The sequence below is a fragment of the Candidatus Magnetobacterium casense genome, assembly GCF_000714715.1.
GTDB lineage: Bacteria > Nitrospirota > Thermodesulfovibrionia > Thermodesulfovibrionales > Magnetobacteriaceae > Magnetobacterium > Magnetobacterium casense.
Genome location: NZ_JMFO01000013.1, coordinates 19623 through 46155, shown reverse-complemented (window position 1 = coordinate 46155; position 26533 = coordinate 19623). Strand labels below are relative to the sequence as shown.

Sequence of the window (26533 nt, the reverse complement as noted above, 5' to 3'; positions counted from 1 at the left end):
CTTATGCGTAAAAACACTACGGTAAGATATGTGGTCTTGACGGGAATTATGGCATTGCTTCCGGTAATCTATGCGTGTGATTATGCCTCAGAGACCAAAGAGGACTTATCGACAATTACAGACAAGAAGGTAGACAAAATCGAAAAATCACGCGTTGCAACAGATAAGTCCGACCTTGAGGCCCTCAAGAGAGGTATTACGGGCTTTAATGCAGCCAATGGCAGATACCCCAAAGACCTCGACGAACTCCAGGAATTTACCGCCATTAACTTCGATAAGGGCATCTACAACTATAACCCGCAAACGGGGGCCATTACCATGAGATAAATAACGGAGCATAAATGTTTAGCACATTAGGGTTAAGAATAATGGGGTCAAGGGGACAGGTCCCTTTTATAGCAGGGGTGCCTCACCCCCTGGAGCGAAAAAGAAGCGGAGCCGCCCCTTTCTTTCCCCAAGGAACCCATGAGTTTTTTTATGCGCCCTGTTTTTGGGGTAGCTTTTAATTTTTAATGTCATGCGTTATAATAGATCAATATGGATACTACACCACCAGGCGGTTACGATAAGCTCATCAAGGAGCTGATGGAAGAGATAGAGCAGCCTCTGATAGAGAATGTCTTGGGGATCAAGGCCGATAAAATTACCAGGCTCAACCCCCTGATGCAGTTGACGGACGAACGTGAGACTGATTTCTTGGCCAGAGTGGACTGCGCCAACACCGACTCCTTCATTGCACACGCAGAGTTTCAGAGCACAAATGACCCCAAAATGCTTAAGAGGATGATGCGGTACTTTATTCACATATATTCTTTGTACGAGTTGAGAGTAAAGCAGTACGTCATATTTATCGGCAAAGATAAGATGAATATGAAAACTCGGTTAAACCTGCCGGAGATGCGCTACAAGTACAGGTTGATCGATATGAGGAATGTCGCGTGTGAGCAATTTCTGTATTCGGGTGTACCGGGGAAAATTATCATCGCTATATTATGCAATATGGGCGGGCGCGATGAGAGGGAGCTTGTACGACAGATTTTAGGTGAGCTGATGAAGGTCGCTAAAGGACTGGAACTGTCAAGAAATATAAGGACATTAGAGATGCTCTCAAGGTTGAGAGACATGCAAAAAATCGTGATAGAGGAGGTTGGAAAAATGTCACTTGCATACGATTTACCAATAGAAAAGGACCTGAGATTCATACAAGGTAAGCAAGAGGGTAAGAAAGAGGGTATACAGGAAGGTATAGAGAAGGGTATACAGAAGGGTATACAGAAGGGTATACAGAAGGGTATACAGAAGGGTAAGCAGGAGGGTAAGCAGGAGGGTATACAGGAGGGTTTGGAAAGTGGCCGGGTGGAAGGCATGCAAGATACGATAGAACTTTTGTTAAGGGCCAGATTTGGTGAAGAAGGTTTATCGTTTATGTCGAAGATCAGAGGTTATGGAGATACGTCAAGGCTCCGCTCAATAACAGAGGCGTTGATAAAGGCCCAGGACATCAGGGAGATTGAGGGATTGCTTTGACCTCCTCCGGTTACACAGGTTACTAATGTTAGCAGTGAGGTTTTTTTAGCTTGCTTTAAAAGGGGGTGGTGTGTTATGCGTTAGGTTGTTGTGTTGCAGTTCTGAGTGATTGAGATTGGTGGTTTTGTTCCTTGGCATTAGCCGGGGGAATGAGCAGTTTCAAAGGATTAAGGAGGTATTTGTAGTATGTTTAAGAAAGGTTATAGAGCAGGAAGTATTTTTTTAGCGCTCCTCACGCTTGGCATGATTATTGCTAATGGGGGGGGGAGCGGGGGCGACGTTAAATGACGGCCTTGTTGCGTATTACCCGTTTAACGGTAATGCCAACGACGAAAGCGGCAACGGCAATCATGGGGTGGTACATGGGGCAACTCTGACGACGGATCGATTTGGGAATGCCAATAAGGCGTATAGCTTTAATGGGAGTAGCGATTATATAACAATAAGTAACTTTTCGATGTCGTATAGTGCTATAACCGTGTCTGCGTGGGTTTATTCTAAACCAATATCTTGTGGTGGCCAAGAAATATTAGGCATGTCTTCTTCTAATGGGACAGCATTAGTTCAATTAGAATTAGCTGGCGCTAACTGTAACGCTATGTTATGGGATTGTGTTGATGAAAGTACACGACTTGTTTCTGATAGTAGTGTTTTTGAGTTTGGGAAATGGGTTTTAGTTACCACAACATATAATGGTACAAATAGTACAATATATATCAATGGTAAAGCTGTAAAGATCGGACAATTTAGTAAAACAGGCTCCGTGTCTAATGCATCTTTCAATATAGGAAAAGAGATAGGATCATCTCAGAGTGCCTATTGGTCTGGTTCCATTGACGACCTTCGCATCTACAGCCGTGCTCTTTCCGACGCAGAGGTACAACAGCTTTACGCCGAAGATGACTCAATCACCAACACCCTAACCATCTCCAAGCCAGGTAACGGTACTGTAACGAGCACGCCTTCAGGGATCAACTGCGGCTCAACGTGCTCTGCCTCTTTTGCTGCCAACACATCCGTGACCCTCACGGCAACACCAGACTCCGGCTCAACCTTTACCGGCTGGAGTGATACCTCTGGTGAATGTTCTGGAACCATACCGGTGTGTACCGTAACCATGTCGTCGTCAAAGACCGTGACTGCAACATTTGGAGGGTCTTCTCCAACGCCTACTCCGACTCCAACTCCGACACCTACACCCACACCGTCAACAGACGTATACAAGGACTTTAATGGCGACGGTACCAGCGATATCCTCTGGTATAACACAAAAACGGGCATGGTCTACATCTACCTCATAAACAAGGACGGCTCAATCCAGGGTTCCGGTTCGCCCGCAACGGTGGCAGACCTGAACTGGAAGATCAAGGACGTCGGCGACTACAACGGCGACGGCAAGAGCGACATCCTCTGGCAGAACTCACAAAACGGACTGATCTACATATGGTTCATGAACGGATACACCATACAGGGCACCAAACAGGTAGGGTTAGTCCCCGACAGCGATTGGCAGATATTTAAGTAGTTACGGCAAGACAAGGGGGGACACTCCTGTCCCCCTCCTTTTATGACGGACCACCCTTGCTGCTCCACTTTTATGGATCATTTTAAAAGTTCTTTTAATTGCTCTACACTTAAATCAGCATCTCTGAGGATGTTTGACAAGGTTTTTTGATGCAGGATTTTTCCTGAATGATAGGGAACAGTTGCCCTCCTGCCTTCCTTATTCTTGTATATCTTGTGGCTTCCACTTTGTCGTGAAAAGACAAACCCAATCCTTTCCAAGACTTTAATTGCAGTAGCAGCAGTTATTCTCGGAAGTTTTTCGCTCACACTGCGACTTCCATCAGGGGTAGGTTTACTGATTCAGGCTGTGGAATTTCTTCCCCATTTTCAATTCTATCTTCTATGTGAAGGCGGATTGCATCCTTGATATTTTCCAGTACCTCTTCATAGGTATCACCTTGTGTGTAGCACCCTTGAAGCTCGGGACAGAAAGCAAAATAACCTTCGCTATCCTTTTCGGTTACCACTGACAACTTATATACACTCATCTTACGACTCCTCTTTAGACAACTGAGTTGGTTGTAGAAATCCTATCGACTTATTGTACACCAGGCCAAGTGTACTGGTCAAGTAAGGTGGCATAGATTTTTTGGGTAGCTTTTAATTTTTAATGCCATGCGTTATAATAGATCAATATGAATACTACACCACCAGGCGGTTACGACAAGCTCATCAAGGAGCTGATTGAGGACCAGGAGCGTCCTGGAGCGTCAAAGAAATAGAGCAGCCTCTGATAGAGAGTGTCCTGGGGATCAAGGCCGATAAAATTACCAGACTGAACCCCCTGATGCAGTTGACGGACGAACGTGAGACTGATTTCCTGGCCAGGGTGGACTGCGCCAACACCGACTCCTTCATTGCACACGCAGAGATTCAGAGCACAAATGACCCCAAAATGCTTAAGAGAATGATGCGGTACTTTATTCACATATATTCGTTGTACGAGTTGAGAGTAAAGCAGTACGTCATATTTATCGGCAAAGACAAGATGAATGTGAAAACTCGCTTAAACCTGCCGGAGATGCGCTACAAGTACAGACAGAAGGGTAAGCAGGAGGGTTTGGAAAGTGGTCGGGTGGAAGGCATGCAAGATACGATAGAACTGTTGTTAAGGGCCAGATTTGGTGAAGAAGGTTTATCGTTTATGCCGAAGATCAGAGGCTATGGAGATACGTCAAGGCTCCGCTCAATAACAGAGGCGTTGATAAAGGCTCAGGACATCAGAGATATTGAGGGATTGCTTTAGCCTCCTCCGGTTGCAAATGTTAGCAGTGAGGTTTTTTTAGCTTGAGGAGGTGTATTATGCGTTAGAGCATCGTGAAGATAGAGTGTTATGTTGCGGCGCTGAGTGATTTTAGGGTGGTGACACTTGTGCCCTTGGCATTAGTCGGGGGAATGAGCAGTTTCAAAAGATTAAGGAGGTAGTTGACAAAGCAATTTGGAATACTTACAATTACATATTGGGTACCACAACATTTCATGACATGGCTGGAAGGCTTGCAGGCTAAGGAGGCTTAATATGGAAGCGTTTGAGGTTATTGAGGAGCCGTTGACGGAGACCATAGACGGGGAGGAGGTTATGTCGTATAGTCCTTTCAGGAGACACGAGGATATTTTTATGAGATTATCGTACATTATACAACAACATATAAAGAAGGACAAGCTTGGTTATATCTACGGAGCGCCCCTTGATGTCATCCTTGATGAGGGGGTAAACAGGCTGCAGCCAGACCTGATATTCGTTAAGAGAGAAAACTCAAAGATACTCCAGGACTGGATAAGGGGCGTCCCTGACATGGTGTGTGAAATTGTATCAAAGGGGTCGGTCACAAAAGACACGGCTATCAAAAAGGATATCTACGAACGCTACAGTGTCCCGGAGTATTGGATCGTGTTACCTGAGACACAAACCATGCAGGTCTTTGTCATAGAAGATAACCGATATAGGCTCTATTGCTATGCCGAGGGTGAAGGCGTGATCAGGTCTAGGGCAATAGACGGATTGGAGATTGACATAGCAGATATATTTTCCGAGGAATATTAAGTTAAGTATGAAGGACAAAGGTCACTCCGGCAAGCGGGAAAAAGGTCTGTGGTCAAAAAACACCGTCGTTGAAAACAGATACGATGTACGCGATCTTGCCCGTGGTGGCATGGGAGAGGTCTACTTCGTCTACGATCGGGAGACGGAACGTATGATGGCCGTCAAGACCCCATTGCCCTCTATCATGTCCAGCGAAACCGGCCTCAAACGATTCCACAGGGAGGCCGAGGCATGGATCAACCTCGGTATACATCCAAACATCTGCTCGGCCTACTACGTGCAAGAGATAGAGTCGATCCCGCGCCTGTTTATCGAGTATGTAGACGGTGGCAGCCTGGATAAGTGGCTGAAGGCAAAGCGACTGACTACAATGCAAGAGAAGCTGGATATGGCCATACAGGTAGCCTCGGGTATGCACCACACCCATACGCTCAACTGGAGCGACGAAGAAGGCACACAACACACCGGCCTCGTACACAGAGACCTCAAACCCGCCAATATACTCCTTAGCAAGTACGGTATGGCCTTGATCACCGACTTCGGTCTGGTGGGGGCTGGCCTGAGCCTGGAGTCTGATGGCCAGATAACCAGCGAAAAGTACAAGGATAACCTCAACCTCACCGATTCTGACGTAAACGACATCTCAGAGGGTTCGGTCTTTGCGAGGAGTCTCTCAAGCCTCAGCCTCACCGACAACCAACAGGAGGGTCTCATCGTATCCGACTCCTGGCAGACTATAACTCTGGGAGATGTCCCCTATGGCACCCCACAGTACATGGCCCCGGAGCAGTTCAGGGACGCCCACACGGCAGGCTTCCCCACCGATATATATGCGTATGGGTGTATGATGTACGAGTTCTTTTGTGGCAGGCGTCCGTTTGCGTTGACGGAGGAGGAGCGCCGTGGTGTCATCTTTTACCAGTTGACCGTGTGGCAGAAACTCCACTCCAAGACAGCCCCACCGCACCCAGGGGATTTTACCCCGGGGATAGACGAAGAACTTGCACAATTGATGCTCCAGTGCCTGGCAAAAGACCCACGAGACAGACCCGCAGACTTTGCCGAAATCAAAGACCGGTTAAAGACTATCTACAGACGCATTATCGGTGAAACCTACCAGCGCTCCGATGAGGACACCGAAGAGCGTAACGACGAACTCAGGGCCGATTCCCTGAACAACCAGGGGGTGTCATATGCCACGATAAACCAGTTGTATAAGGCCGAAGCTGCATGGAAACAGGCCCTCGACATTAAACCAAACCATCCCGAAAACGCCTTTAACCTCATGCTGTACCAGTGCATGAGGGGGCTGCTGTCCGAGGATAAGGCAGTCAGGAAGATGCAGGAGTTCATCGATAACATGCCCACATACGCCAGTGACAAGTTGCACATTGGCAAGCTGTTCATGGCTAAGTTGTTGCTGTTTTTTTCAAACGAACACAAGGCGCTCCACACCCTCAGAGAACTCAGACAACACATCAGAGACAACCACGATATCTCCCGCAACATCGCCCTGTTGCTCTGTAGTGCTGATACTGCCACCGAGGACGCTAACTCCTGGCGGGAGGTCAAGGAAGCCCTGTATCGCCTGATCAACGACGGCAAGGAAGACCCCTCGGTTATAACAGGATATGCCCTCGCCCTCAAAAACCTCAACGAAGACTACCAGGACTTCTACGCCACCGGCAGGGTGCGCTACAGGGAGCTGCCAGAGTCTCTTGATGAGGCACTCCACGCGACGTTACCAGGCTTTGCCATAACCGCCAAGTTCTCCGTCGAACACACCGGCATAACGGCCCTTGCACTGCTATCGGATACCGCTGCGGACAACGACCAGACTGTCCGGAAAATTGCCCAAAAAATAGCAATGATCGGATGCAGCGACTCACGCCTCTCCCTGGTTGATCTCGGCAGCGGCGAAACCATAACTACTCTCCAGGGGCATGCAATGGGCATAACCGCACTTGCCCTCAGCCAAAACCACCGCTACGTCCTCTCAGCCTCACAGGACAGGAGCATCGCCCTGTGGGATATGCAACAGGCGAGACGCCTGCAAACCTTCTCCGGACATGAGGGCGTCATCACGGACGTGCTCTTTGTCGGCAACTCCGTCTATGCGGTGTCTTCTTCCCTGGATGGCACCATACGAGCCTGGGACCTTCGGAAAGGCAAGTCTGCCGGTATGTTTAACACTCAAAACAAACCCGTACATGCCATCGCCATCTCAAAGGACGGCAAGTACGTCTACTCCGCCCTCAAAGGGTCGGCCCCATGCAAGTGGGATACAAAGACGGGAAAATTACTGTTGAGCTGCCAGGGTCAGTTCACCGGCTCTACCACAATCGCATTGAGTGCCGACGGCAAACGCCTCATCACAGGCGGCATCGATGACACCGTATGCCTCTTTGACACCGACTCCGGAGAGTGCATCAGTACCTTCAGGGGACACACGGGAAGGATAACCTCCGTTGCATTCAGTTACGATGACAACTTCGCACTGTCTACCGGACAACAGACCGTCCATGTCAGAGACCTCAGAAATGGTCTGCTCTATGCACAGTTCAGCTATAAGGGGCCTATCGCAGGGGCGGTTGCAAATGACAGGGGACATCAGATATTGTTTGCACAGGATAACGAACTCATCTGCCTGAACTACCTCAACAGGTATACCTGCAAATATGCCCTCCTGCCTCCGGCATCTCTCAGAAAAGGCGACATCAGGGCCGAGTTCACACGCAGGCTCACTGTGGCAAGGCAACTCGTAAATGACGAAAACTATCCGGAAGCCTTAAAAGCCATAGACAACGCAAGGGAACTGACAGACTATGACAACCACGAAAATATAATAAACCTGTTATCCAACATACCTCTGAAATATGACCGCAGCTCCGTCCGTGCACCTGTCAAGACAGATACCTACGACCCCTTTGGTGGCAATAGCATTACTGCCCTTGTTCTGTCATACAACGGTGGCAATGTGTTTGTGGCTAATGCAAAAGGGGAGGCGGCAAGGTTTAATCTTGAACACAAAACAAAAGAGGCACTCTACGAGGGTGCTATGGATAAAAATTCAACAACCGCCATAACCGCCCTCCAGTTGAGTTATTGCAACAAGCATGTCTTTCTGGGTGATGATGACGGCAGGATCGTCAGGTGCGACGATGACTTCAATTCCCCGCTGGAGTTTGACCGTCGTTATGAAGGTCTTAGCTCCATGGCGCTGACACGCAGCGGGCAAAATCTGTTTGCGGCAGGCAGGGACGGCATCATCAGGCTATGGCGAATATACAAGGACAAGGGCGACTACATGGGCCACTTTGACCCAGTATATCAGGAGATCACGGCAATTGCCGTAAGCTACAATGAAAAGACTGTCATAGCAGCTCTGGGGGATGGCTCCGTAGTCTTTTTTGATTCCGTAACGGGCAAGGAGCGCAACAGGGTTGAACATAAGGGCGTCATAAATGCCATCGCCCTAAGCCCAGATGGCAACCTGTTTCTTACGGCTTGCGAGGACGGCTCCGTTGACCTCTGGAACTACAAGACAAGGACTATACAGAGTCGCTATGACGAAGCACACCTGGAGGGTGTAACGTGCGTGACCTTTAGCCCCGATGGCCAATACTTTGCCTCCGGCAGCAAGGACACTACCGTTTCCCTGTGGAGTATCCACACGCAAAAGAATTTGCAAAATATGACCGGACATAACAACACCATAAGCACCATCGTCTTTAGCCCTGATGGCTGGTTTCTGTACTCTGCCGGCATGGATTCGGCGGTGATAAAGTGGTTCCTCAACTGGACGCTCAACCCACAGGCAGAGACAACCTGGAAGGTTCAGGCAAAGCACATGATCTTCGACTTTCTGTCCTACCAGTACAGACGTGGGCAGATTGAGAAAAACAAACCGTCATGGACTGATGAAGACCTGCAGATACTTGAGGCAAGGTTTAAGGCTGCCGGGTTTGAGTCTGACTTTGCGGAGATGTCAGCCAAAGAGCTGTTAGAGTATCAGGACAGGTGGACGGAATCGGTGCCCAAGTTCCACACCCTTGAAATGGATGAACCCAAGACTATGGAGCAAATCAGCAAGGAAGCACATGCCAGGGCAGATAAGAAAAAGCTGTCGAAGCTGACAATTGCACTGGTGGTACTCGTTGTTGTCTTTGCACTTTCGGCCTATATGTATAATTTACGCAGAGATAGATATGACACACAGGCGTTGAACAAGTTTGCCCTAAACATTACCAACGCCGACAGGGCACGCGAGGCCCTTGATTACGTTAAACCCAAGTCCCTCGGCAATTGCGACACTAAACGGCTCGATGAATATATGGACAGCTATGTCTATATGGTAAAAAATCGTCTGACGGCAATAATGTCAGCAAACCCCAGGACGCAGGAAAATGTAAGCTGCCTGGTTGCCTTAAGTGCAGACAAGGATATCCAGGATAAGTTACTTTCACAGTTTTCAGAGGGCAACGATGTTGCGACACTCACTGCCCTGAGCTACCTGTTCTCCTACACGGGCAAGGATATCCTGCCGTCACTTCTTGCCGTTCTTACCGAGCCACCCAGGGCGTGGGAGCTTGGTGACAACGCCGTAGCCAAAGACGTCAGGCTGCGACTCACAGTAGAGGCCATTGTCAACATGGGTAGTGCGGAGGCCGTAGATGCCATCCTCAATCATGCCTCAAGGGAGGGCATAGATGCTGGGCCAATAGCGCCTTACATCAGCAAGATAATAGCAAGCAAGCAGCTTGACGTGGATACGGCCCTTAAGACTATCGAACGATTGATGACTAACGAAAACGAAGATGTGAGGAGAAATGCCGTGGGAGCACTTGGGCTATTCAAGGGATCGGAGGCAAAGCGGCTTGCAAAAAAGGCCATCCTTGACGGCAGCACAAAGGTACGCAAAGAGGCCGAAGCAGTACTGTCAGATTGATTGGCACCATTATAGCGCGTTTTGATTGCATGCAATACAAAAAAAGAAAGGGGCGGTTTGTGGCCGGGGTGCCTCGCATCTCTACCTTGCGGGGGGAAACGTTGTTGTCTTAGTTATGTTGATTTGTTAAAATATGAGTATAGCTAAAAATTTCACATAAAGGAGGAATTTGGCATATGCCCAAAAAGATAAAAAAGAAACACGACTCGCAACAAACCACGTCAATGGGGCCCTCTGATGAACAAGATGAGGAATTTGCAAGTATAATCATTGAGTACGCCGAGCCAATGATAGAGAAAGGAAAGAACTTTGTGCAGAGAAGGCGCGCCTTGAATCTATCGATCCTTTTTTGGAATGCCAGCTTTTTGCCGGAAGACGATCAATCAGAGGCAATGAGAAAAATTGTGGCAGATGACAGCGTCCAATACAACAGATTCACTTTACTCCAGGTGTTTATGGCCATGATCGGTAGAAGACTCAACGAATACGCAGATGTTAACAAAGTGGTTCTGAAGTATGACGTAAAAGAGGCCGAGGATGGTGTGTTGTTGTTATCTGTAGTGTCCAAGGTAGTCACTGAGAAATATATAAATGTCTTTGCAGGTGGTAACTTCAAGCTGGCAAAGTGATTTCATCACAGAGTTGTATCTCTGGCCTCTGCCATCGCCTTGAGCAGTTCGGTGTTTTCCTCCGGTCTGCCGATGGTGATGCGCAGACAGTTTTCCAGGGTGCTTGTCATGTCCTTGAGCAGGATGCCGGATTGCAGCAGCCTCTGGTGGAGCGTCTTTGCATCGGCTGTTTTTATCAGGATGAAGTTGGCATCGGAGGGATAGGCGGTTATGCCGTTGAGGCGTGCCAGTCCTTCAAATAGCCGTTGTCTTTCTGCTATTACGGTTGTGGTGTTTTGCTCTGTCAGCCTGTCATCCTGCAGGGCCATGAGCGCCATCCGCTGCGACAGGGCATTGACGTTGTAGGGCAACCTCACCTTGTTTAACTCCTCGATACCCTCAGTCGCTCCCACAAGAAATCCAACCCGCAGTGCAGCAAGTCCCACCTTGCTGAGAGTCCGCATCACGTAGAGATTGTTATAACGTGATATCATGGACACTACGCTCGGTCTTGGTGAGTAGGGCTGGTATGCCTCGTCAATTACAACGATCCCACTTGACAGGCTCAGTATCTCAAGGATGGTTTCCAGGCTGAAGGAGTTTCCCGTCGGGTTATTGGGAGAACTCAGAAATATCACATTGGGGTTGTGTCTCCTGATGGCCTCAGTCATTGCACCGGCATCGAGGTCGAAGTCATCGCCCAACGGCACTGCTACGGAGGTCTCTCCGAGGGTCTGGGCAATGATGCCGTACATGACAAACGTTGGCGTCGGATAGAGGACTGGTCCGCCCAGGGACGTTATCAGGTGGTAGATGACCTCGTCAGAGCCGTTACCCAAGAGTATATTGTCGGCACCGACCTCCAGGGTTTGTGCGAGGTGGTTACGAAGCTCCCTGGCCTCCGGATCGGGGTAACGATTGGTGTCAACCGCTACCGGCCCAGGAACAAGGCCGTAAGGGGCCTCGTTGGCGTCGAGCTTGATACGGCAGGGTATCTCCACCGCACTGTAGGGCCTCAACTGCTTTATGTTAGCTCGTGTGATTTCCTTAAACATACGAACCGATAGTTTAGCAAAAAACTATTCAAATGTGGTAGCGTTTATTTCAGGGCAATTGCATTAGAGAATTTTATGATCTGTCTGCTAAGTTTAGCCTAAAAACATATAGTTATGATCCCTTCGGAACCGTTGTAAATAAACACACTGTGTCTTAATATATCCCTGCCAATCAGACACTGTATATGCTGTCCCTCTAATGGCGTCTCTACGATCTCTGTAGTTTCTATAGTATTTTGATTTGGCATTACTATTGCGACATGATATTGATAGCAATCTACCCCTGTGGATGTAGGTGTGCTTATTTTAATTTTCCCGATAGGGTTTATTCCCAAGGTCGTTATGACATCAGGTGTAATAGCACTGATTGCGGCTCCTGTGTCAATCATTGCAACAACCTTCACCGGTAGTGGAATTAACTTTCCAGCTTTTCTTAATACCTCGCGATATAACCTTGCCGGAGTGATTTGAACTTCCACAATCGGTCCAATCTTAAGCAGGTTTGGTATATGCTCAGTAAAAGATGGCATTAAACTATGCAGCTATGAAACGGGATGTAAAAGACAGTACCTCTTCATATCTTAGTACCTGTTTTACTAAAAACGGGGAGCTTTCGTAAAGCTGATATCCCCTCTTAAGCGCATCCTCTTTTGCTATAAATGTATCTATTAATTCTTCTCCGTGTATCAGGGCATATTCATTTTCTGCCTTACCTAATAACTCATCCAGTATCGAATCAAAATAATTCAATTCTTTATCTAAAACATCACTTTTCATAACATACCCCCTTATTCTATATTACCGTTATGTTAGCAAACAGAGGTATGATAAGTCAACGGTTAAAAAATCTTGCTCTAAAAAAACTACTGTGATGATATACTATAAGCGATGGAGCAATATAATAGTGTTTGACGATTTTTTGAAAGATAAGGCGGAGGGGGTAAGGCACCCCGGCCATTAAGAAGTCCCCTTGACCCCATTATTTCACACTCAATTATCATGCCTGAAAAAACCTGTGTCATTTCAGTATATATTAGGTACTGTTACCTCAACCTTTGAGTCTCTTCTTAGCCAGCACGATGGCCCCCACTATGGCGACCAACAGTATCATGGAGGCTATCTCAAATGGCAGCAGGTACTGAGTAAACATGATGCGTCCCAGTGCGGATGTGTGAGTCAATGCCCTGATCCTGTCGATGCTCCATACCCCGTGTTCTCCGGTTCTGAGAGAAAACGTTGCCATTACAAACACAAACATCGCCGACAGTGCGACAACCAACCCCACCGGCCACTGCCTGATGTACTGAGAACTCTTTTCGTCCTCTCTGAGATTTAACAGCATCACGACAAACAAAAACAACACCATGATTGCCCCGGCATAGATGATAATCTGTATGGCGGCCAGGAACTCCGCATTCAGAAACAAATACAGACCGGCCACGTGGAAAAACAACAGCAGCATAAACAACACGGCGTGCATAACATTTCTCCGTGTCACCGTCAACACAGACACCAGCACACACACGGAGGCAAGATAGAGAAAGAATACCTTTTGGATCATCTACGCCCCCTTGTCCTGCGATTCACCGGCAGACGGCTCGTCAACCGTATTGCCCGGAGGCAGGGATGGTGCCGATACTTTGGATGGTACGGCAGGGGATGTCGGTTCACTTGCCCCCCTGGGTCTGAAAACGGCCTGCTCTTGCGGGGTGGCAAAGTCTTTGGTCTTTGGGCGCCAGAAGTTGTCGAGGTAGAAGGTTCCCTTAGCGCCTTCCATGTACTTGTCCCAGTTGTCGAGCAAGGTCGGTATGGTCAGGAAGAACGAATCCTTTGAGTAATCGGAATACTCGTAGTGTTCCGTCATCACGACGGCCCCAAAGGGACATGCCTCTACGCACAGGGAGCAGTACAGGCATCTCAGGATATCGAGTTCGTAGCGGTCTACGACTTTTTCGTGGTTGGGGCCCTCAGACGTGTAGATGTTGATGCACCTGGAGGGACACACCGCCGCACACAGGCCACAGCCAACACACTTGGCCTTACCGGTGGCGGGGTCTCGCACGAGGGCGTGCATACCGCGAAACCCTGACCGGGCCTGGCGTTTTTCCTTGGGATACTGCTTCGTCACGGGTTTCTTAAACGCCGTTGTAAGGGTCAGCTTCATCCCCTGGAGTATCTCCGTGAAAAACACCGTCTTGATGAGTCTGGATAGAAAGCCCGGCTCTATCCTGCTAACTACCTTTACGTATTTATCGCCTTGTTCGTCTGTTGTATTCACCTTGCACTCCTGATGTATTCAGACTCGGCCACTTGTGAGCCAGAGCTTCATTAATGCGGTTATGATAATATTGGCCAGTGCCAGGGGGATCAACAACTTCCACCCGATGGCCATCAACTGGTCATATCTGTACCTGGGGATGGTTGCCCGTATCCAGTAGTAGAAGAATATGCACGCATACAGTTTGAGCAAGAACCACACGATCCCCGGTATCATTCCAAGAAATGGCAGCAAATTCAAGACAAATGCCGGCAACGTCCATCCGCCAAGGAAACACAACACGGCCAACGAAGACATAATGATCATCCCCGTGTACTCGGCCATGAAGAACAGTGCAAATCGCATCCCGCTGTATTCGGTAAAGAAACCGCCTACGAGTTCTGTTTCGGCCTCCGGCAGGTCAAACGGCGTTCGGTTGGTTTCGGCGATAGCGGAGATTACGAAGATAAAAAAGCCGATAATCTGCGGTACGATGTACAATCCCCCGGGGTATCGCTGTTGTGCGTGGACGATGTCGGTGAGATTGAGCGAGCCGGCCATGATCATTACCCCCACAAGACTCAGGCCAAGGGAGACCTCATAGCTGATCACCTGCGCCGAGGACCTCAACGCACCCAGGAACGGGTACTTGGAGTTGGACGCCCAACCGGCGAGGATTATCCCGTATGTCCCCAGCGAGGACATAGCAAAGATAAAAAGCAGGCTGATGTTTATATTGCTGATGACAAAGCCGTCATAAAACGGGATCACGGCCAGTGTTGTCAGTGCCGCCATCAGTCCAAAGACGGGTGCCATGAAAAATATCGGTTTATCCGCGTTGGTCGGTATAATGTCCTCTTTGAAGAAGGACTTTATTCCGTCGGCAATTGGCTGTAGTATTCCATAGGGGCCTACGATCATTGGTCCCAGACGCATCTGCATCCTGGCGATGATCTTCCTTTCAAAGTACGTAGCATACGCCACATGTCCCATCACGGCGGCAAGCACCACGGCTATCTTAAAGACGATAATCCCAACGTCTTTCAAAAGCCCTATTAAATCCCTTGTCAGTTCTATATCCATAATTTATATCCGTTCTATACGTACTGCGGTTGCATCCAGGCAGAGACAGCCCAGCACCGGATCAATGTGATAGTTTAACAACCCCAGGCTGCCTGCCTTTTCAAACGTGTTGGACATCAGTACAACACAGTCCGGGACGTCCTTATCGAGCTTAACAACGGTCTCCACCTCACCTTCGGTCGTGTACACCGTGACCCTTTCGCCATCAGCGAGGGGGCGTGCAGCATCGGTGGCATAGAGTTGGGCGTGTTTGTGATTTATGAGCACGTATGGCTCCGGATATATGCCCAAGATGGCCTTGGACCTGGTTGTTATTGTACCGCTGTGATAGAGGTGTCTTTCGGACAGCAGGTGCATCCCTGGGAATTCGCTGTGGCAGTACTCCGGTATTGGCATGTCGTCTATGCCCTCGACGTCAAAGTCTATCTCACCCGTTCTGAGGGACTTGCCGTTGTATGGCCAGATGGTTTGTCCGGTGTTGAGTTCCTCATAGGTCAGGCCAAAGTGCAGCGGTGATATCTGTGTTATCTCCGCCCAGAGACCACGCACGTCCGTATAGTTTTCCTTCATACCAAGCGCCCTGGCTACGTCGGCAACGATCCGCCAGTCGGGTTTGCCGGCAGAGACCGTCTTACCCTTTCTCAGGCGCTGAATCCTGCGTTCGAGGTTGGTGTAGGTGCCGTCTTTTTCAGACCACGCCGCAGCGGGTAGGACGACATCGGCCAGTTTGGCCGTCTCCGTCATAAATATATCCTGAACCACTACAAAATCTGTGTTGTTTATTGCCTCTTGGGTCTTTTGTCTGTCGGGGAAGTTGAACGTCGGATTTTCGCCCATTATGTAGAGCGCCTTTAGGGTGCCGCTCTGTCCGTGTTCTATGATCTCAAAGGCGTTGAGTCCTTTTTCTTCGGGGATTGCACCACCAATGGTGTCCTTTATCTTGCGCTCGATGGCGCCCAACTCAACGGGTCTGCCCCCGGGCAACATGTCCGGCACACAACCCATGTCAACTACGCCCTGGTAATTGGGACGGTCCGACATCAGAAATATCCTGCCGTTTAACAGATACGCTATAGCCCCAACCAGAAACACCTTCTTGGACACCCTTTCGCCCTGACATATATCCTGTCCCACGATAATAACCGGGGTCTTCATTGCACACAGGTCATCGACCACACGGTCTATGACGTCCTCCGTCAGTCCGGCAGGATTAAGGTCTTTTGCCGATGGCAGCCTGAGGGCATTTATCTTATCCTCAATGAGATAGCTTTCGCCTCTTAACCCCTTGCGTTTTGCGACCTTGCCGACAATGGCGCACAGGACAACCTCCTCGGCATACAGGGCGGGGATTACCTCGTAGTCCGTAAACATCTTCAGTCCGCCGGGGGAACCAACTACGATGACCTTGGCACCGTGCCTCCAGGCCAGCCTCACCTGTACCCCCATTATGGGATTAACCGCCGTGGGGTCGCCTCCGATGACCAGCACGCCATTGGAGCGCTCGATACCGTGCAGCAGGTTGGCCGTTACACCGACACCAAGCATACTCTCCAAGTAGGTCTGCACCGGGGAATAATAAAACCGTGCCGTTGAATCTATATTGTTAGTGCCCAGGATAAAACGCATGAACTTCTGGAGCATGTAGTTGTCTTCGTTGGTACAGCGTGGCGAAGCAATGGCTGCGATGGCCTTGCTGCCGTGGTCTTTTTTGACGTCCTTGAACCTTTGGGCGACATAGGAGATGGCCTCCTGCCAGGTAACCGGCACCAGTTGGCCACTCTTTCGGATGAGCGGTGTATTGAGGCGTTCGTCACTGTCAACGTAGTCGTAACCAAATCGCCCTCTGACGCACAGGAGTCCTCTGTTGAGACCGCCCGTGAGGTCGGGCATGGTTCTCATGATCGATCCGCCACGCAGTTGTAGTACCATGTTGCATCCCACGCCGCAGAATCCGCACACAGTCTTTACTTCGCCCTCGACGTACCAGGGGCGGTAGCTGTGCCGATGCGGCCTTGACGTAATTGCACCGACGGGACAAACCGTCAGGCAGTTGCCGCAGTACTCACAGTTGTAGCGGCCTCCCGAAAACGGCTCAACGAAGGACTTACTCCCTCTGCCCGTGATCGCTATTGCATATGCCCCCTGGACGTCATTGCACATCCGCACGCACCTGGAACACAGGATGCAACGTTCCATGTTTCTGACGATGAAGGGGTCGTTAAAGTTCTCCGGATGTGTGCGTTTGCCCTCGGCGAATCTCCCTTCGGCGGCCCCGTACTGCACAACCAGGTCCTGAAGGACACACTCACCGGCCTTGTCGCACACGGCACAGTCCAGCGGGTGGTTGATGAGCAGGAACTCGAGCATTGCACGTCTGGTTGCACGTATGGCCTCCGTCTCCGTCCTGACCACCATGCCGTCGGTTACATGGACGGTGCATGAGGTCTGAAAGCGATTGAGCCGCTCGATCTCCACAAGGCACATGCGGCATCCACCGTAGGGTTCCAGTCCCTTGAAGTGGCACAGCGTCGGTATCTTTATCCCTACGCCCTGGGCGGCCTCCAGTATCGTTACCGGTGTTTCAACCGATACCTCTATGTCATTTATCGTTAGCTTTATCATTGTTGATTGGATATTATACCCGAAACAATAAAATAAGTAAAGCTACCCAATTGCCTGGGTGCATAAAATTTTGGTGGATAACAAGTGGTAATAAAAATGCATATAAAGTGGTCAGGGGGGCTGGTTCCTTATCAACTCCAAATTTTGCCGTGCCAGGGAGAAGCCCGGGTCAATCTCAAGGGCTGTCGTGTACCGGGAAACAGCCTCGTTGAAACATCCCTGCTTGAAATAAACGTTGCCAAGGTTGTTGAGTGCCATCGGATAATCGGGCTTAAGCTCCAGGGCAACCTTGAACTCGGAAATGGCCTCCTCATAACGTCCCTGACTGTCGTATACCTTGCCGATGTTGTTGTGTACCTGGGCAGAGTTGGGGGCAAGCCTCAGGGCGATGGCGTACTGCGCTATGGCCTCATCGAGCCGCCCCTGCTGGTCATAGACAACGCCAAGGTTGTTGTAGGCATCGGCATAACCGGGGCTTAATCCGATAGCGGTCTGGTATGCCGCTATGGCCTCCTCTTGCCTCCCCGTTGCGGCATAGACGCTGCCGAGGTTAAAGTGTGTTTCGGCGTAGTTGGGATTGATGGTCAGTGCGGATTGGTACTCCCTGATAGCGTCATCGAACCTGCCCGCCCTCATGTAGAGGCTGCCAAGGCTGTTGTGGGGACGCACCTTGCCGGGGCTCTTGCGGGCAGTGTCTTCCCACAGGCGTGTTGCATCCTGCCAGATGTAGTTTCTCTTGTAGGTTGCAACGGACAGCGATATCACAATCGCACACGCTATGAGGCTTGCCGCAATGCCTTTTGTTTTACCGATAAACCTCTCTGCCGCTATCACACATGCCGTTGTAAGGGCAGTGATAAATCCCACTGAGGGTAGATACAGCCTGTGCTCAAAGATTACATCCCTTATGGGGATGATGCTTGACTCTACCGAAAGTGTTACAAAAAACCATATTATCCCAAAAGAGACCAACCTGACCCTGCGACCGTTCTGCGTCTTGTCTATGGCCCAACGGCGATACAGGTATATGCCCAGGGCAAACAACGACAGCACAAACACGGCAGAGACAAAGACCTCCGGTGCAAGGAACGTCCCGTAAACGGGGTAATCGTAGTCCATGTTCTGGTTGACGGGCAGCAGCAACAGGCGTATGTAGGTCACAAGCACCCTGAATTGCGTGATCAGGTATTGCCACCTCGACGTATGACTCTCCACCCTCATGACCTCATCGAATGTAGCTAACCCCGATGCCGAGTCCACCCCTCCAACGTGTGACAGCGGTATGACAAGCATGGTAAGGGCTATGGGGATAAGCCAGACAATCCGTGTACGCAGGTTACCCCCAAGAAAGAAAGCCTCAAACAGCACAATGATTACAGGCAGGGTAAAGGCTATCTCCTTTGTCTTCATGGCCGCCAATGCTGACAGGATTGACAACACATACGTTGCATACCGTGTGACGCTGAATTGCGTAAGTCTCGACTTTACGTATAACACCAGGGCAAGGAGATAACACAAGGTTGCCAGGGATGCAAACCTCTGAATGACGTATGTAACCGCCTGGGTCTGCACCGGATGGGAGACAAAGACAAGGGCACACAGCAGGGCTATGGAGCTACGGCGTGGGTCTGTTGTTGCGTGGCAGGGGGTGGCAAGTGTCAGCAGTATCAGCCAGTACACGAGCAGGGCATTGATTATGTGGACCGTGATGTTGAACAGATGATAGCCTGTGACGTCAAGACCTCCGAGCGTATAGTTGACGGCGATGGTGAAAAAGCCAAACAGTCTGTCTCTGAAGAAATACTTCATGCCTTTTCCCGCAGTGCTGCCGTCAACGGCATGGGAGTCCGTAAAGTAACGCATATCTTTAATCAGCGGATTGTCAACGATGTTGTGGGTATCGTCAAAGACAAACGGTCCATGCAGTGTGTTGGAATACGCAAGGGCGGCAACGGTCACTATGAGCAACAGGGCAACAATCGGCCTGTGGATAAACGACTCGAAAGAAGCGTAACGACTCTGCTCTCCGGGGCGATTATGAGCGAAAGACGAAATACACCGCCCCCGACAGACACAGTGCAGCCCACAGGTAGTCCAGCTTCACAGGCTGTTCCATGTAAAACACGGCAAATGGTACAAACACGCTCAACGTAATGACCTCCTGTAGTATCTTCAGACGTGGCAGGGTCATGACGTCAAAGCCGATCCGGTTTGCCGGCACCTGGATCAGGTACTCAAACAGGGCAATGCCCCAACTGATCAGGGCTGCAACATACCACGGTCTACCCTGCAGGTGTTTGAGGTGACTGTACCAGGCAAACGTCATAAACACGTTCGATAGTATCAGCAACATGGTACACTGAACTATAACGTGTTGTGTACCACCGGGTGCTCCTTTAAAAGGCATAATGAAAGCTATCACATAAATACCGGCATTGTCAAGTTCTCAACAAACACATTCTTTCTTTTCTTTTTGATTGTAGATTTGTTAGAATTAATAATGTCGATACTTAGCATAAAGACCTATCCGGCACGGGTGCTGAAAGAAAAAGCAGAACCTGTGAAGTCCATTGACGGGCGACTGCGACAACTCATCGCAAACATGGTCGAGACGATGTACGACTCCTCCGGTGTGGGCCTGGCCGCCCCGCAGGTGGGCGTCTCCAAGCGCCTGATCGTGGTTGACACCGCCTACAGGGAACAGGGCACCAACGGACTCGTGGTCATCATCAACCCTGAAATCGTTTACCAGGAGGGGCAGGAAAACGCCATCGAAGGCTGCCTCAGCCTGCCACGATTTACAGTGGCCATGGAACGCTCTGTCAGGGTCTACGTCAGGGGCGTTGACCCCAACGGCAACCCCATCGAAATTGAATCAACAGGGCTCTTCAGCAGGGCACTGCAGCACGAAATAGACCACCTCAACGGCGTGCTGCTGATAGACAGACTGACACCGCTTCAGAAACAGAACCTCGGTGGCAGCTTCCTGAAGTTCAACCAATGAAGTTAGTGTTTTTTGGCACACCGGAGTTTGGCGTCCCCACGCTTGAGGCCCTCACACGTGGAACGCCGGCAGAGAGGAGGCACGAGGTCCTGGCTGTGGTGACCCAACCCCCACGCAGACGAACACGACACGGAAAAACCGAATCCTCACCCATCAAGCTGGTTGCACAAAAAGCCGGCGTCATGGTCATCGAACCGGAGAGCGTCCGCCACCCGGATGTTATCGAAACCCTCAGTGCGCTGAAGCCCGATGTTGCCGTGGTCGTGGCCTACGGTGAGATACTGCCCGCAGAGATATTGGCCATTCCGCCGCGGGGATGTATAAACATCCACCCCTCACTCCTGCCCCGCTACCGGGGTGCTGCCCCCATCCAGTGGGCAATCATTAACGGTGACACCACCACGGGCGTCTGCTCCATGCTCCTGGACGAAGGAATGGACACCGGCCCGGTCTTCCTGTGTATCGAGCAACCTATCGAAGAAGACGACACGGCAGAAACCCTCAGCCGACGACTGTCACATATAGGGGCAGGGCTGCTCCTGAGCACCCTGTATGCCATCGATTACTACGGCCTGACCTCGCGGCCACAGAAAGGCGTTGCCGGCATCGCCAGGGCACTGAAAAAAGAAGACGCCATCATCAACTGGAACCTGTCGGCAAGGGACATCGTAAACCGTATCAGGGGACTACACCCCTGGCCAGGCTGCTACACCTACGTCAACGGTCAACGCCTCAAGGTGCTCAAGGCCACCGTGGCAGAGGAAACCTCCGGCGGCATAGAGGCATCCACAGTGGTCAGACAGGAGGCCGATAGCCTTGTTGTGGCCACGGGGAGTGGTCTGTTGTCGATAGAGATCGTCCAGCCCGAGGGTAAGAATGCCATGTCTGCCGGGGCCTATATGCGAGGCAGGGGGCGTGGGGGGATTGTCCGTGTGGGCTAGGTGGTTTAAGGCGTCGATAAGGTTCCTGTTGCGGCTGACACGGGGGATAGTCCTGAAAGTCCTTTATCCGATGCTCATGCTCTTGGGGGCGTTTATTAAGAGCAAAAAAGAAGCCTTTCAGTTGTTTGTCATAAGGCTCAACAATAAGCTCGTAATAAAAGAAGGCATCAAAACAAACAGGATACTGTTGATCCTGCCACACTGCCTGCAGATCGACAAGTGTGACATACGGATCACCCACAACATATACAACTGCAAACGCTGTGGCCGGTGCAAAATGAAGGACCTCATCGCCATAGCCGAGGGCAAGCAACTCAACCTCTACGTTGCCACCGGGGGGAGCATGGCCCGCAAGATAGTCTACGAGTGTCGCCCCAAGGCGGTGATTGCCGTGGCCTGCGAGCGAGACCTCAGCAGCGGTATAGTGGATTCCTACCCGCTGCCCGTCCTCGGTATCCAGAACGAGCGCCCCTTTGGTCCCTGCTTTAACACCACCGTGGATACCACAAGAGTAGAGGAGGCCATAAATATTTTTTGCTGAGGATACGGCAATTTTTTTTTGGATAGTTTTTTGTGTTGACAAAGCTGTCTCAAAGATGTTACAAATAACTGCTATCTTGGAAAACAGATTCAAACATTAAGGAGGTAATACAGTGACAGCGACAAAGAAAAAGAGGATGGCGATAATTGCAAGCAAGGGGACGTTGGACATGGCGTATCCGCCGTTGATTCTGGCGTCTACCGCAGCCGCAATGGACGTAGAGGTACAGGTATTCTTTACATTGTACGGAGTAGACATCGTAAACAAGAAGAAGTACCGTGATCTGCAGGTATCTCCCCTTGCCAATCCGGCAATGCCCTCACCGGTGCCGTTTCCGAGCATACTGGGAGTCTTGCCTGGAATGACGTCTATGGCTACCATGATGATGAAAGGGATGATCAAAAAGATCAACTGGCCCAGTATCCCTGAACTCGTCGATGCCTGCCGCGAAATAGACGTAAAGATGATTGCATGTACGCCTACGCTTGAGATGACAGGGGTAAAGAAAGAAGACCTCGTTGATGGTGTTGTCGTAGCCGGCGCTGCAGAGTTTTTGAACTTTGCACTCGATGCAGATATCAGTTTATTCGTATAGTCCGGCATTTTTATTCTGACAGGCAGAGGGTTGCCAGTCAAAGGGTTGCCAGTCAAAGGTACAAGGCCTCTACGCAAAGTACAAGGCCGCCTCGTAACTGCCTTTGAATCTACCCTCTGCCAGGCAGTAATTATTATTTTTTGGCTTTTTACTGTTTTATACAGAGATACGCTTAGAGTATACTTTTTAGGTATCCTCTTTATAATTTGACGGTAACTATGCTGTTACGCATCCTGGATTCCTGGTCAAGCCAGGAATGACACAATTGGAAAATGCCTGTAACTGTCATTCCTGCGAAACATGTCCCTGGCTTGAACAGGGAGCAGGAATCCATGTCTTTAAGCCATAAAGTTAATTTTACTATGCTTTTTAAAGAGGATACCTTTTTAGGTTAGTCCAGGTGTTGGGACTTTAAACGTAGTACCCATTAAAGAAGCTTGCCTGTAAGCAAGATTTAGCTGCTTATGCAGGTCCTTGAGGTGAATCGGTAACCTGCCTTAAGAGGCTGAAGCAGCTTATATTGATATAAGGAGAAATATTTGTATGGGTAGAATAAAAGAACTTATAAGGAGATTAAATCGTTTCCAACCACATAAAGATCGCAATAGACCGATGCTATTTTTTAGTATGGTGTTTGTGGCATTTCTCTCAATGACACACTTCACGTTAGACCTCTCAAGGCCCGTAGTCGTTGTGAGTTCCAAGAAGGTGTCTCCTTCAAATACTGTGCAGAGTAAAACCCCTCAAATAGAAAAGATCAGAGGGTTTATAAAAAAAGGCGAAACCCTGTACGATATCACCAAAAAGTATGGCCTGAAGACGGGTGACCTGCTCAATATCACCAGGGCGGCAAAGGACTTTCACGATCTGCGTGATCTAAGGCCAACGATGTCATATCGCATAGTCGTTGACAGAAAAAGCAACGATATACTCGAACTCAAGTACGCCATAGATGACACGTCCTACCTGACGGTCTCCAAGAAACTCAACCGAGAGGACTTTCAGGCCCAGATGACCTCCCTGACGTATGAAACACGTGTGGGTATGATATCGGGTGAAATCAAGTCAAACCTCATAGAGTCAATCGGCACTGACAAGGAACACGTCAACGTGGCATATGAGCTGGCAGACGTCTTTGCCTACGATATAGACTTCACCACCGACCTCAGAAAGTCCGACAAATATCAAATCATCATAGAGGAGCGATTCAGAGACAATATATTCATAGGATATGGCAATATCCTCTACGCCTCCTTCGTAAACGACGGCGAAAAATATGAGGCATTCAGATATACCTACGGGGATACTACGGAGTACTTTAGGGCCAACGGCAATTCGGTCAAAAAAGCCCTGATGCGAGCACCCCTGAACTATCGTTACATTAGCTCCTTCTTTTCCTACAACCGGATGCACCCGATACTGAAAATCGCCAGACCGCACCTCGGTGTTGACTACGTGGCCCCATCAGGGACCCCCGTATCGGCAGCCGGTGATGGCACCGTCATCAAGGCCAGGTACAACGGCCAATATGGCAACAACGTCTGGATTGACCACCACAACGGCTATGTGACCTGCTATGGGCATCTGTTGCGATACCCAAAAAACCTCAAGGTAGGCTCCAATGTGCAAATGGGGCAGATCATCGGTTACGTCGGAGCCACTGGCCTGGCAACCGGCTCTCATCTCGATTACAGGGTCAATCTTCAAGGCAAGGCCATAAATCCGCTTGTTATGAAACTGCCAACCAGACCAATACCCGCAAACCACAAAAAGGCCTTTGCCACTTACGTAGCGCAAATGAGATCGAACCTGGATAAATCGATGTTGGCCGCAAACATCAAATAAACGAAAAATAAGGAGTGTATGTACCTATGGTGCAAAGCAGTGTGTTAAGAGAATCATGGAAGAAGTGGCTGATGATGTTAGCGTTGTTTTTGTTTGTGGGGTGTTCTATGGCCTCCACGAAGGAGACAGCGGGAGGCGCAAATAGGGTCAATGCAGATGAGCCTGGTTTTGAGGCATATCTTGCCTCCAAGGCCAAGACGACGGACAAGTTTAGATTTGTCGTATATGGCGACAGCAGGGGCAACGGTAAGGGCGACGACAGAGACTCTAAGGTCAATTTCCCTGTGATGACGAAAATAAACGAGTATATCGTTTCTCTTAATCCCAGCCCTCTTTTTTTGATCCATGTCGGAGACCTGGTACTGAAAGGTGGCACTGAGATGTATGACTTAGGTAAAAGCGCCATGAAGCAGTTTAACGATGCCCATATACCTTATGCAGTGGTTCTGGGAAATCATGAACTATATAGTTCGTACACGCCGGGTATTAAAAACACCGTAACTTTAGAGATGCAGAAAGAATATCAGAGGAGCTTTTGTGCATCAAAGACGGTTGGACCAATATGTTTTCCGGAGGACCCAAAGCTACCTGGGTACGAAAACCTTGCCTTTGCCTTTGAGTTTGGCAATTCCTTCTTTGCAATACTTGACAACTATTATGTGACGGAGGGTGCCAGGTACGTTGATGACATTTCACCGGAACAGTTGCAGTGGTTTAAGGACAAGGTATCAGGCACTACGAAAAAGCACAAGTTTGTCTTTGGACACAAGCCCATTTACTCTTCCGGTTCTCACAATGAACTCCCTACGAAGTCCATGCGTGAACTGATGTATGTGTTAAACGGTAACCACGTTGACATATATTTTGCAGGACACGAGCACTACTACGTCAGGAGGAAGATCGAAAAGGCCCATGGCCATACGTGGCCCAACGGTGTTACCCACATAGTTGATGGCGGTGGTGGAGCCACTTTGCATAGGGCAGACCCTGCGTACGGACTATCTGCCTGCGCCGTCAAGTATAGTTTCACCGTTATGGATGTCGAACCGGACAAGATAACAGGCGTTACCTACGGGTTCAGCTCACTGACGGATGACATCAAGCCCATTGATAAGTTCTGTCTGCTCGGTGATGGCAAACCGTGTCCAGGGTGGGAATCCCAGGATAAGACCGTAGAGAAATGTAGCTAGCAAATCATGCCCCTGTCTGCTATGCCTATAATTTGGTTAATGGACGGACACAGGGGCAAGGCTCTCCTTTGCAAAAACAAACCCCAAAACAGCGCTCCCGTATAGAGCGAGAGTTGAGCAGGAAAGAGGGCAGCGCCATTAGGGACATGGAACCTATCGCCTCGTCAAAAACACCCACAGGTGGTTCACACAAGAGGCAAACCGCCCTTGTGCTGGCAATTGCGGCATTGATAGTGATTGCCGCAATGATCCTGATAAAGCCGCTATTTTCCGATTTAGACAAGGCAATCGAAGATAAGCTCAGACCGGCTAAGGTTTACTCACGCGACCATAAATCAGCAGCATCGCCTGTTACGGCATCCCCTTACATCCCGCCTGCCAAGACAACCGACTCAAAGGCTGTCATAACGACCCAAAAACAAACCTATCAACCATATGAGCCTATCGTCGTACAGTATTCTGCCCTGCCTGGCAACGCCCAGGACTGGTTGACCATAGTGCAGAGCAGCGCACCAACTAATTCATACAAGCAATGGTTTTATACCAATGGTCAGACCGAGGGGAGTTACCAGTTCAATGGTCTGCCAACGGGAGATTACGAGGTACGGTTGTACTATGATTGGCCAAGAGGCGGCTACAATCTCATCAAGCGTCACAGGTTCAACGTCAAAGAAGGACAATAATGACACAGTTTTTTCAGGCATGAT

Annotated in this window: 25 protein-coding genes; 14 read left to right on the top strand and 11 right to left on the bottom strand. The window is 49.7% G+C overall.

Annotation, left to right across the window (positions count from 1 at the left end; translation table 11 throughout):
• Window positions 1-3: 3 nt before the first annotated feature.
• The 3 genes from Mcas_RS08635 (at window position 4) to Mcas_RS17625 (ending at window position 3052) form a co-directional block, all read left to right on the top strand.
• Window positions 4-327: a hypothetical protein gene (locus tag Mcas_RS08635; RefSeq protein WP_040335120.1), complete on the top strand. Its 324-nt coding sequence runs from the start codon at window positions 4-6 to the stop codon at window positions 325-327.
• A 210-nt stretch (window positions 328-537) separates the two neighbouring features.
• A complete protein-coding gene (locus tag Mcas_RS08630; RefSeq protein WP_040335119.1) occupies window positions 538-1527 on the top strand; it encodes an RpnC/YadD family protein in 990 nt (329 codons plus the stop codon).
• A 355-nt stretch (window positions 1528-1882) separates the two neighbouring features.
• A complete protein-coding gene (locus tag Mcas_RS17625; RefSeq protein ID WP_268748993.1) occupies window positions 1883-3052 on the top strand; it encodes a LamG-like jellyroll fold domain-containing protein in 1170 nt (389 codons plus the stop codon).
• Window positions 3053-3129: 77 nt separating this feature from the next.
• Here Mcas_RS17625 and Mcas_RS08615 read toward each other — a convergent pair whose 3' ends face one another.
• Entirely contained in the window at window positions 3130-3360 is a 231-nt protein-coding gene (locus tag Mcas_RS08615) for a type II toxin-antitoxin system HicA family toxin (RefSeq protein WP_081853727.1), read from the bottom strand.
• On the bottom strand, window positions 3357-3581 hold the full coding sequence (locus Mcas_RS08610; protein ID WP_040335116.1) for a type II toxin-antitoxin system HicB family antitoxin: 225 nt from the start codon (window positions 3579-3581) through the stop codon (window positions 3357-3359). The genes Mcas_RS08615 and Mcas_RS08610 overlap by 4 nt, the downstream gene beginning before the upstream one ends.
• Before the next feature lie 299 nt (window positions 3582-3880).
• Here Mcas_RS08610 and Mcas_RS08605 point away from each other — a divergent pair, with 299 nt between their 5' ends.
• The 4 genes from Mcas_RS08605 to Mcas_RS08590 all read left to right on the top strand — a co-directional run bounded on the left by Mcas_RS08605 (window position 3881) and on the right by Mcas_RS08590 (window position 10714).
• Window positions 3881-4339 carry an RpnC/YadD family protein gene (locus Mcas_RS08605; protein WP_040335115.1) on the top strand — a complete coding sequence of 153 codons (459 nt, stop codon included), beginning with the start codon at window positions 3881-3883 and terminating at the stop codon, window positions 4337-4339.
• Window positions 4340-4612: 273 nt separating this feature from the next.
• A complete protein-coding gene (locus Mcas_RS08600) occupies window positions 4613-5137 on the top strand; it encodes a Uma2 family endonuclease (protein WP_040335114.1) in 525 nt (174 codons plus the stop codon).
• Window positions 5138-5144: 7 nt separating this feature from the next.
• Window positions 5145-10085: a protein kinase domain-containing protein gene (locus Mcas_RS08595; protein ID WP_040335113.1), complete on the top strand. Its 4941-nt coding sequence runs from the start codon at window positions 5145-5147 to the stop codon at window positions 10083-10085.
• A gap of 176 nt (window positions 10086-10261) precedes the next feature.
• Complete coding sequence (locus Mcas_RS08590; protein ID WP_040335112.1) at window positions 10262-10714, top strand: hypothetical protein; 453 nt, start codon at window positions 10262-10264, stop codon at window positions 10712-10714.
• A gap of 5 nt (window positions 10715-10719) precedes the next feature.
• Here Mcas_RS08590 and hisC read toward each other — a convergent pair whose 3' ends face one another.
• The 9 genes from hisC to Mcas_RS08545 form a co-directional block, all read right to left on the bottom strand.
• The gene (gene hisC, locus Mcas_RS08585; protein ID WP_040335111.1) at window positions 10720-11748 is read right to left on the bottom strand and encodes a histidinol-phosphate transaminase; all 1029 of its coding nucleotides are present in this window, start codon (window positions 11746-11748) and stop codon (window positions 10720-10722) included.
• Window positions 11749-11846: 98 nt separating this feature from the next.
• Window positions 11847-12227 (bottom strand): retropepsin-like aspartic protease, encoded by a 381-nt coding sequence (locus Mcas_RS08580; protein ID WP_156033282.1) that lies wholly within the window; start codon window positions 12225-12227, stop codon window positions 11847-11849.
• A gap of 55 nt (window positions 12228-12282) precedes the next feature.
• Window positions 12283-12525 (bottom strand): hypothetical protein, encoded by a 243-nt coding sequence (locus Mcas_RS08575; RefSeq protein ID WP_040335109.1) that lies wholly within the window; start codon window positions 12523-12525, stop codon window positions 12283-12285.
• Window positions 12526-12796: 271 nt separating this feature from the next.
• Window positions 12797-13309, bottom strand: a complete 513-nt coding sequence (locus Mcas_RS08570) for an NADH-quinone oxidoreductase subunit J family protein (protein ID WP_052567060.1) — start codon at window positions 13307-13309, stop codon at window positions 12797-12799.
• A complete protein-coding gene (locus tag Mcas_RS08565; RefSeq protein ID WP_200873666.1) occupies window positions 13310-14026 on the bottom strand; it encodes a NuoI/complex I 23 kDa subunit family protein in 717 nt (238 codons plus the stop codon).
• An 18-nt stretch (window positions 14027-14044) separates the two neighbouring features.
• On the bottom strand, window positions 14045-15088 hold the full coding sequence (nuoH, locus tag Mcas_RS08560) for an NADH-quinone oxidoreductase subunit NuoH (RefSeq protein ID WP_052567059.1): 1044 nt from the start codon (window positions 15086-15088) through the stop codon (window positions 14045-14047).
• Between the two features lie 3 nt (window positions 15089-15091).
• Window positions 15092-17710 carry an NADH-quinone oxidoreductase subunit NuoG gene (gene nuoG, locus Mcas_RS08555; RefSeq protein ID WP_040335108.1) on the bottom strand — a complete coding sequence of 873 codons (2619 nt, stop codon included), beginning with the start codon at window positions 17708-17710 and terminating at the stop codon, window positions 15092-15094.
• Between the two features lie 111 nt (window positions 17711-17821).
• Window positions 17822-19669 (bottom strand): tetratricopeptide repeat protein, encoded by a 1848-nt coding sequence (locus Mcas_RS08550; protein WP_235203342.1) that lies wholly within the window; start codon window positions 19667-19669, stop codon window positions 17822-17824.
• Window positions 19670-19745: 76 nt separating this feature from the next.
• A complete protein-coding gene (locus Mcas_RS08545; protein WP_081853726.1) occupies window positions 19746-20117 on the bottom strand; it encodes a DMT family protein in 372 nt (123 codons plus the stop codon).
• 93 nt (window positions 20118-20210) lie between these two features.
• Between Mcas_RS08545 and def the strand changes: the two genes are divergently transcribed.
• From def to Mcas_RS08510, 7 genes are all read left to right on the top strand, one after another.
• On the top strand, window positions 20211-20714 hold the full coding sequence (gene def, locus Mcas_RS08540) for a peptide deformylase (protein ID WP_040335107.1): 504 nt from the start codon (window positions 20211-20213) through the stop codon (window positions 20712-20714).
• Complete coding sequence (gene fmt / locus Mcas_RS08535) at window positions 20711-21655, top strand: methionyl-tRNA formyltransferase (RefSeq protein ID WP_040335106.1); 945 nt, start codon at window positions 20711-20713, stop codon at window positions 21653-21655. Before def ends, fmt begins: the two co-directional genes overlap by 4 nt.
• A complete protein-coding gene (locus tag Mcas_RS08530) occupies window positions 21645-22196 on the top strand; it encodes a DUF116 domain-containing protein (RefSeq protein WP_235203324.1) in 552 nt (183 codons plus the stop codon). Before fmt ends, Mcas_RS08530 begins: the two co-directional genes overlap by 11 nt.
• Before the next feature lie 112 nt (window positions 22197-22308).
• The gene (locus Mcas_RS08525) at window positions 22309-22791 is read left to right on the top strand and encodes a DsrE/DsrF/DrsH-like family protein (protein ID WP_200873665.1); all 483 of its coding nucleotides are present in this window, start codon (window positions 22309-22311) and stop codon (window positions 22789-22791) included.
• Between the two features lie 543 nt (window positions 22792-23334).
• The gene (locus Mcas_RS08520; protein ID WP_081853724.1) at window positions 23335-24636 is read left to right on the top strand and encodes a M23 family metallopeptidase; all 1302 of its coding nucleotides are present in this window, start codon (window positions 23335-23337) and stop codon (window positions 24634-24636) included.
• 26 nt (window positions 24637-24662) lie between these two features.
• Complete coding sequence (locus Mcas_RS08515) at window positions 24663-25826, top strand: metallophosphoesterase family protein (protein ID WP_040335105.1); 1164 nt, start codon at window positions 24663-24665, stop codon at window positions 25824-25826.
• A gap of 113 nt (window positions 25827-25939) precedes the next feature.
• Window positions 25940-26509 carry a hypothetical protein gene (locus Mcas_RS08510; protein WP_156033281.1) on the top strand — a complete coding sequence of 190 codons (570 nt, stop codon included), beginning with the start codon at window positions 25940-25942 and terminating at the stop codon, window positions 26507-26509.
• Window positions 26510-26533 lie beyond the last annotated feature (24 nt).

Coding starts and splice junctions, on each gene's coding strand:
- hisC (WP_040335111.1), bottom strand. CDS start 11,748: ATGTTTAAGGAAATCACACGAGCTAACATAAAGCAGTTGAGGCCCTAC.
- def (WP_040335107.1), top strand. CDS start 20,211: ATGTCGATACTTAGCATAAAGACCTATCCGGCACGGGTGCTGAAAGAA.
- nuoG (WP_040335108.1), bottom strand. CDS start 17,710: ATGATAAAGCTAACGATAAATGACATAGAGGTATCGGTTGAAACACCG.
- Mcas_RS08610 (WP_040335116.1), bottom strand. CDS start 3,581: ATGAGTGTATATAAGTTGTCAGTGGTAACCGAAAAGGATAGCGAAGGT.
- Mcas_RS08575 (WP_040335109.1), bottom strand. CDS start 12,525: ATGAAAAGTGATGTTTTAGATAAAGAATTGAATTATTTTGATTCGATA.
- Mcas_RS08605 (WP_040335115.1), top strand. CDS start 3,881: ATGCAGTTGACGGACGAACGTGAGACTGATTTCCTGGCCAGGGTGGAC.
- Mcas_RS08515 (WP_040335105.1), top strand. CDS start 24,663: ATGGTGCAAAGCAGTGTGTTAAGAGAATCATGGAAGAAGTGGCTGATG.
- Mcas_RS08635 (WP_040335120.1), top strand. CDS start 4: ATGCGTAAAAACACTACGGTAAGATATGTGGTCTTGACGGGAATTATG.
- fmt (WP_040335106.1), top strand. CDS start 20,711: ATGAAGTTAGTGTTTTTTGGCACACCGGAGTTTGGCGTCCCCACGCTT.
- Mcas_RS08590 (WP_040335112.1), top strand. CDS start 10,262: ATGCCCAAAAAGATAAAAAAGAAACACGACTCGCAACAAACCACGTCA.
- Mcas_RS08630 (WP_040335119.1), top strand. CDS start 538: ATGGATACTACACCACCAGGCGGTTACGATAAGCTCATCAAGGAGCTG.
- Mcas_RS08595 (WP_040335113.1), top strand. CDS start 5,145: ATGAAGGACAAAGGTCACTCCGGCAAGCGGGAAAAAGGTCTGTGGTCA.
- nuoH (WP_052567059.1), bottom strand. CDS start 15,088: ATGGATATAGAACTGACAAGGGATTTAATAGGGCTTTTGAAAGACGTT.
- Mcas_RS08600 (WP_040335114.1), top strand. CDS start 4,613: ATGGAAGCGTTTGAGGTTATTGAGGAGCCGTTGACGGAGACCATAGAC.
- Mcas_RS08520 (WP_081853724.1), top strand. CDS start 23,335: ATGGGTAGAATAAAAGAACTTATAAGGAGATTAAATCGTTTCCAACCA.
- Mcas_RS08545 (WP_081853726.1), bottom strand. CDS start 20,117: ATGCCTTTTAAAGGAGCACCCGGTGGTACACAACACGTTATAGTTCAG.
- Mcas_RS08570 (WP_052567060.1), bottom strand. CDS start 13,309: ATGATCCAAAAGGTATTCTTTCTCTATCTTGCCTCCGTGTGTGTGCTG.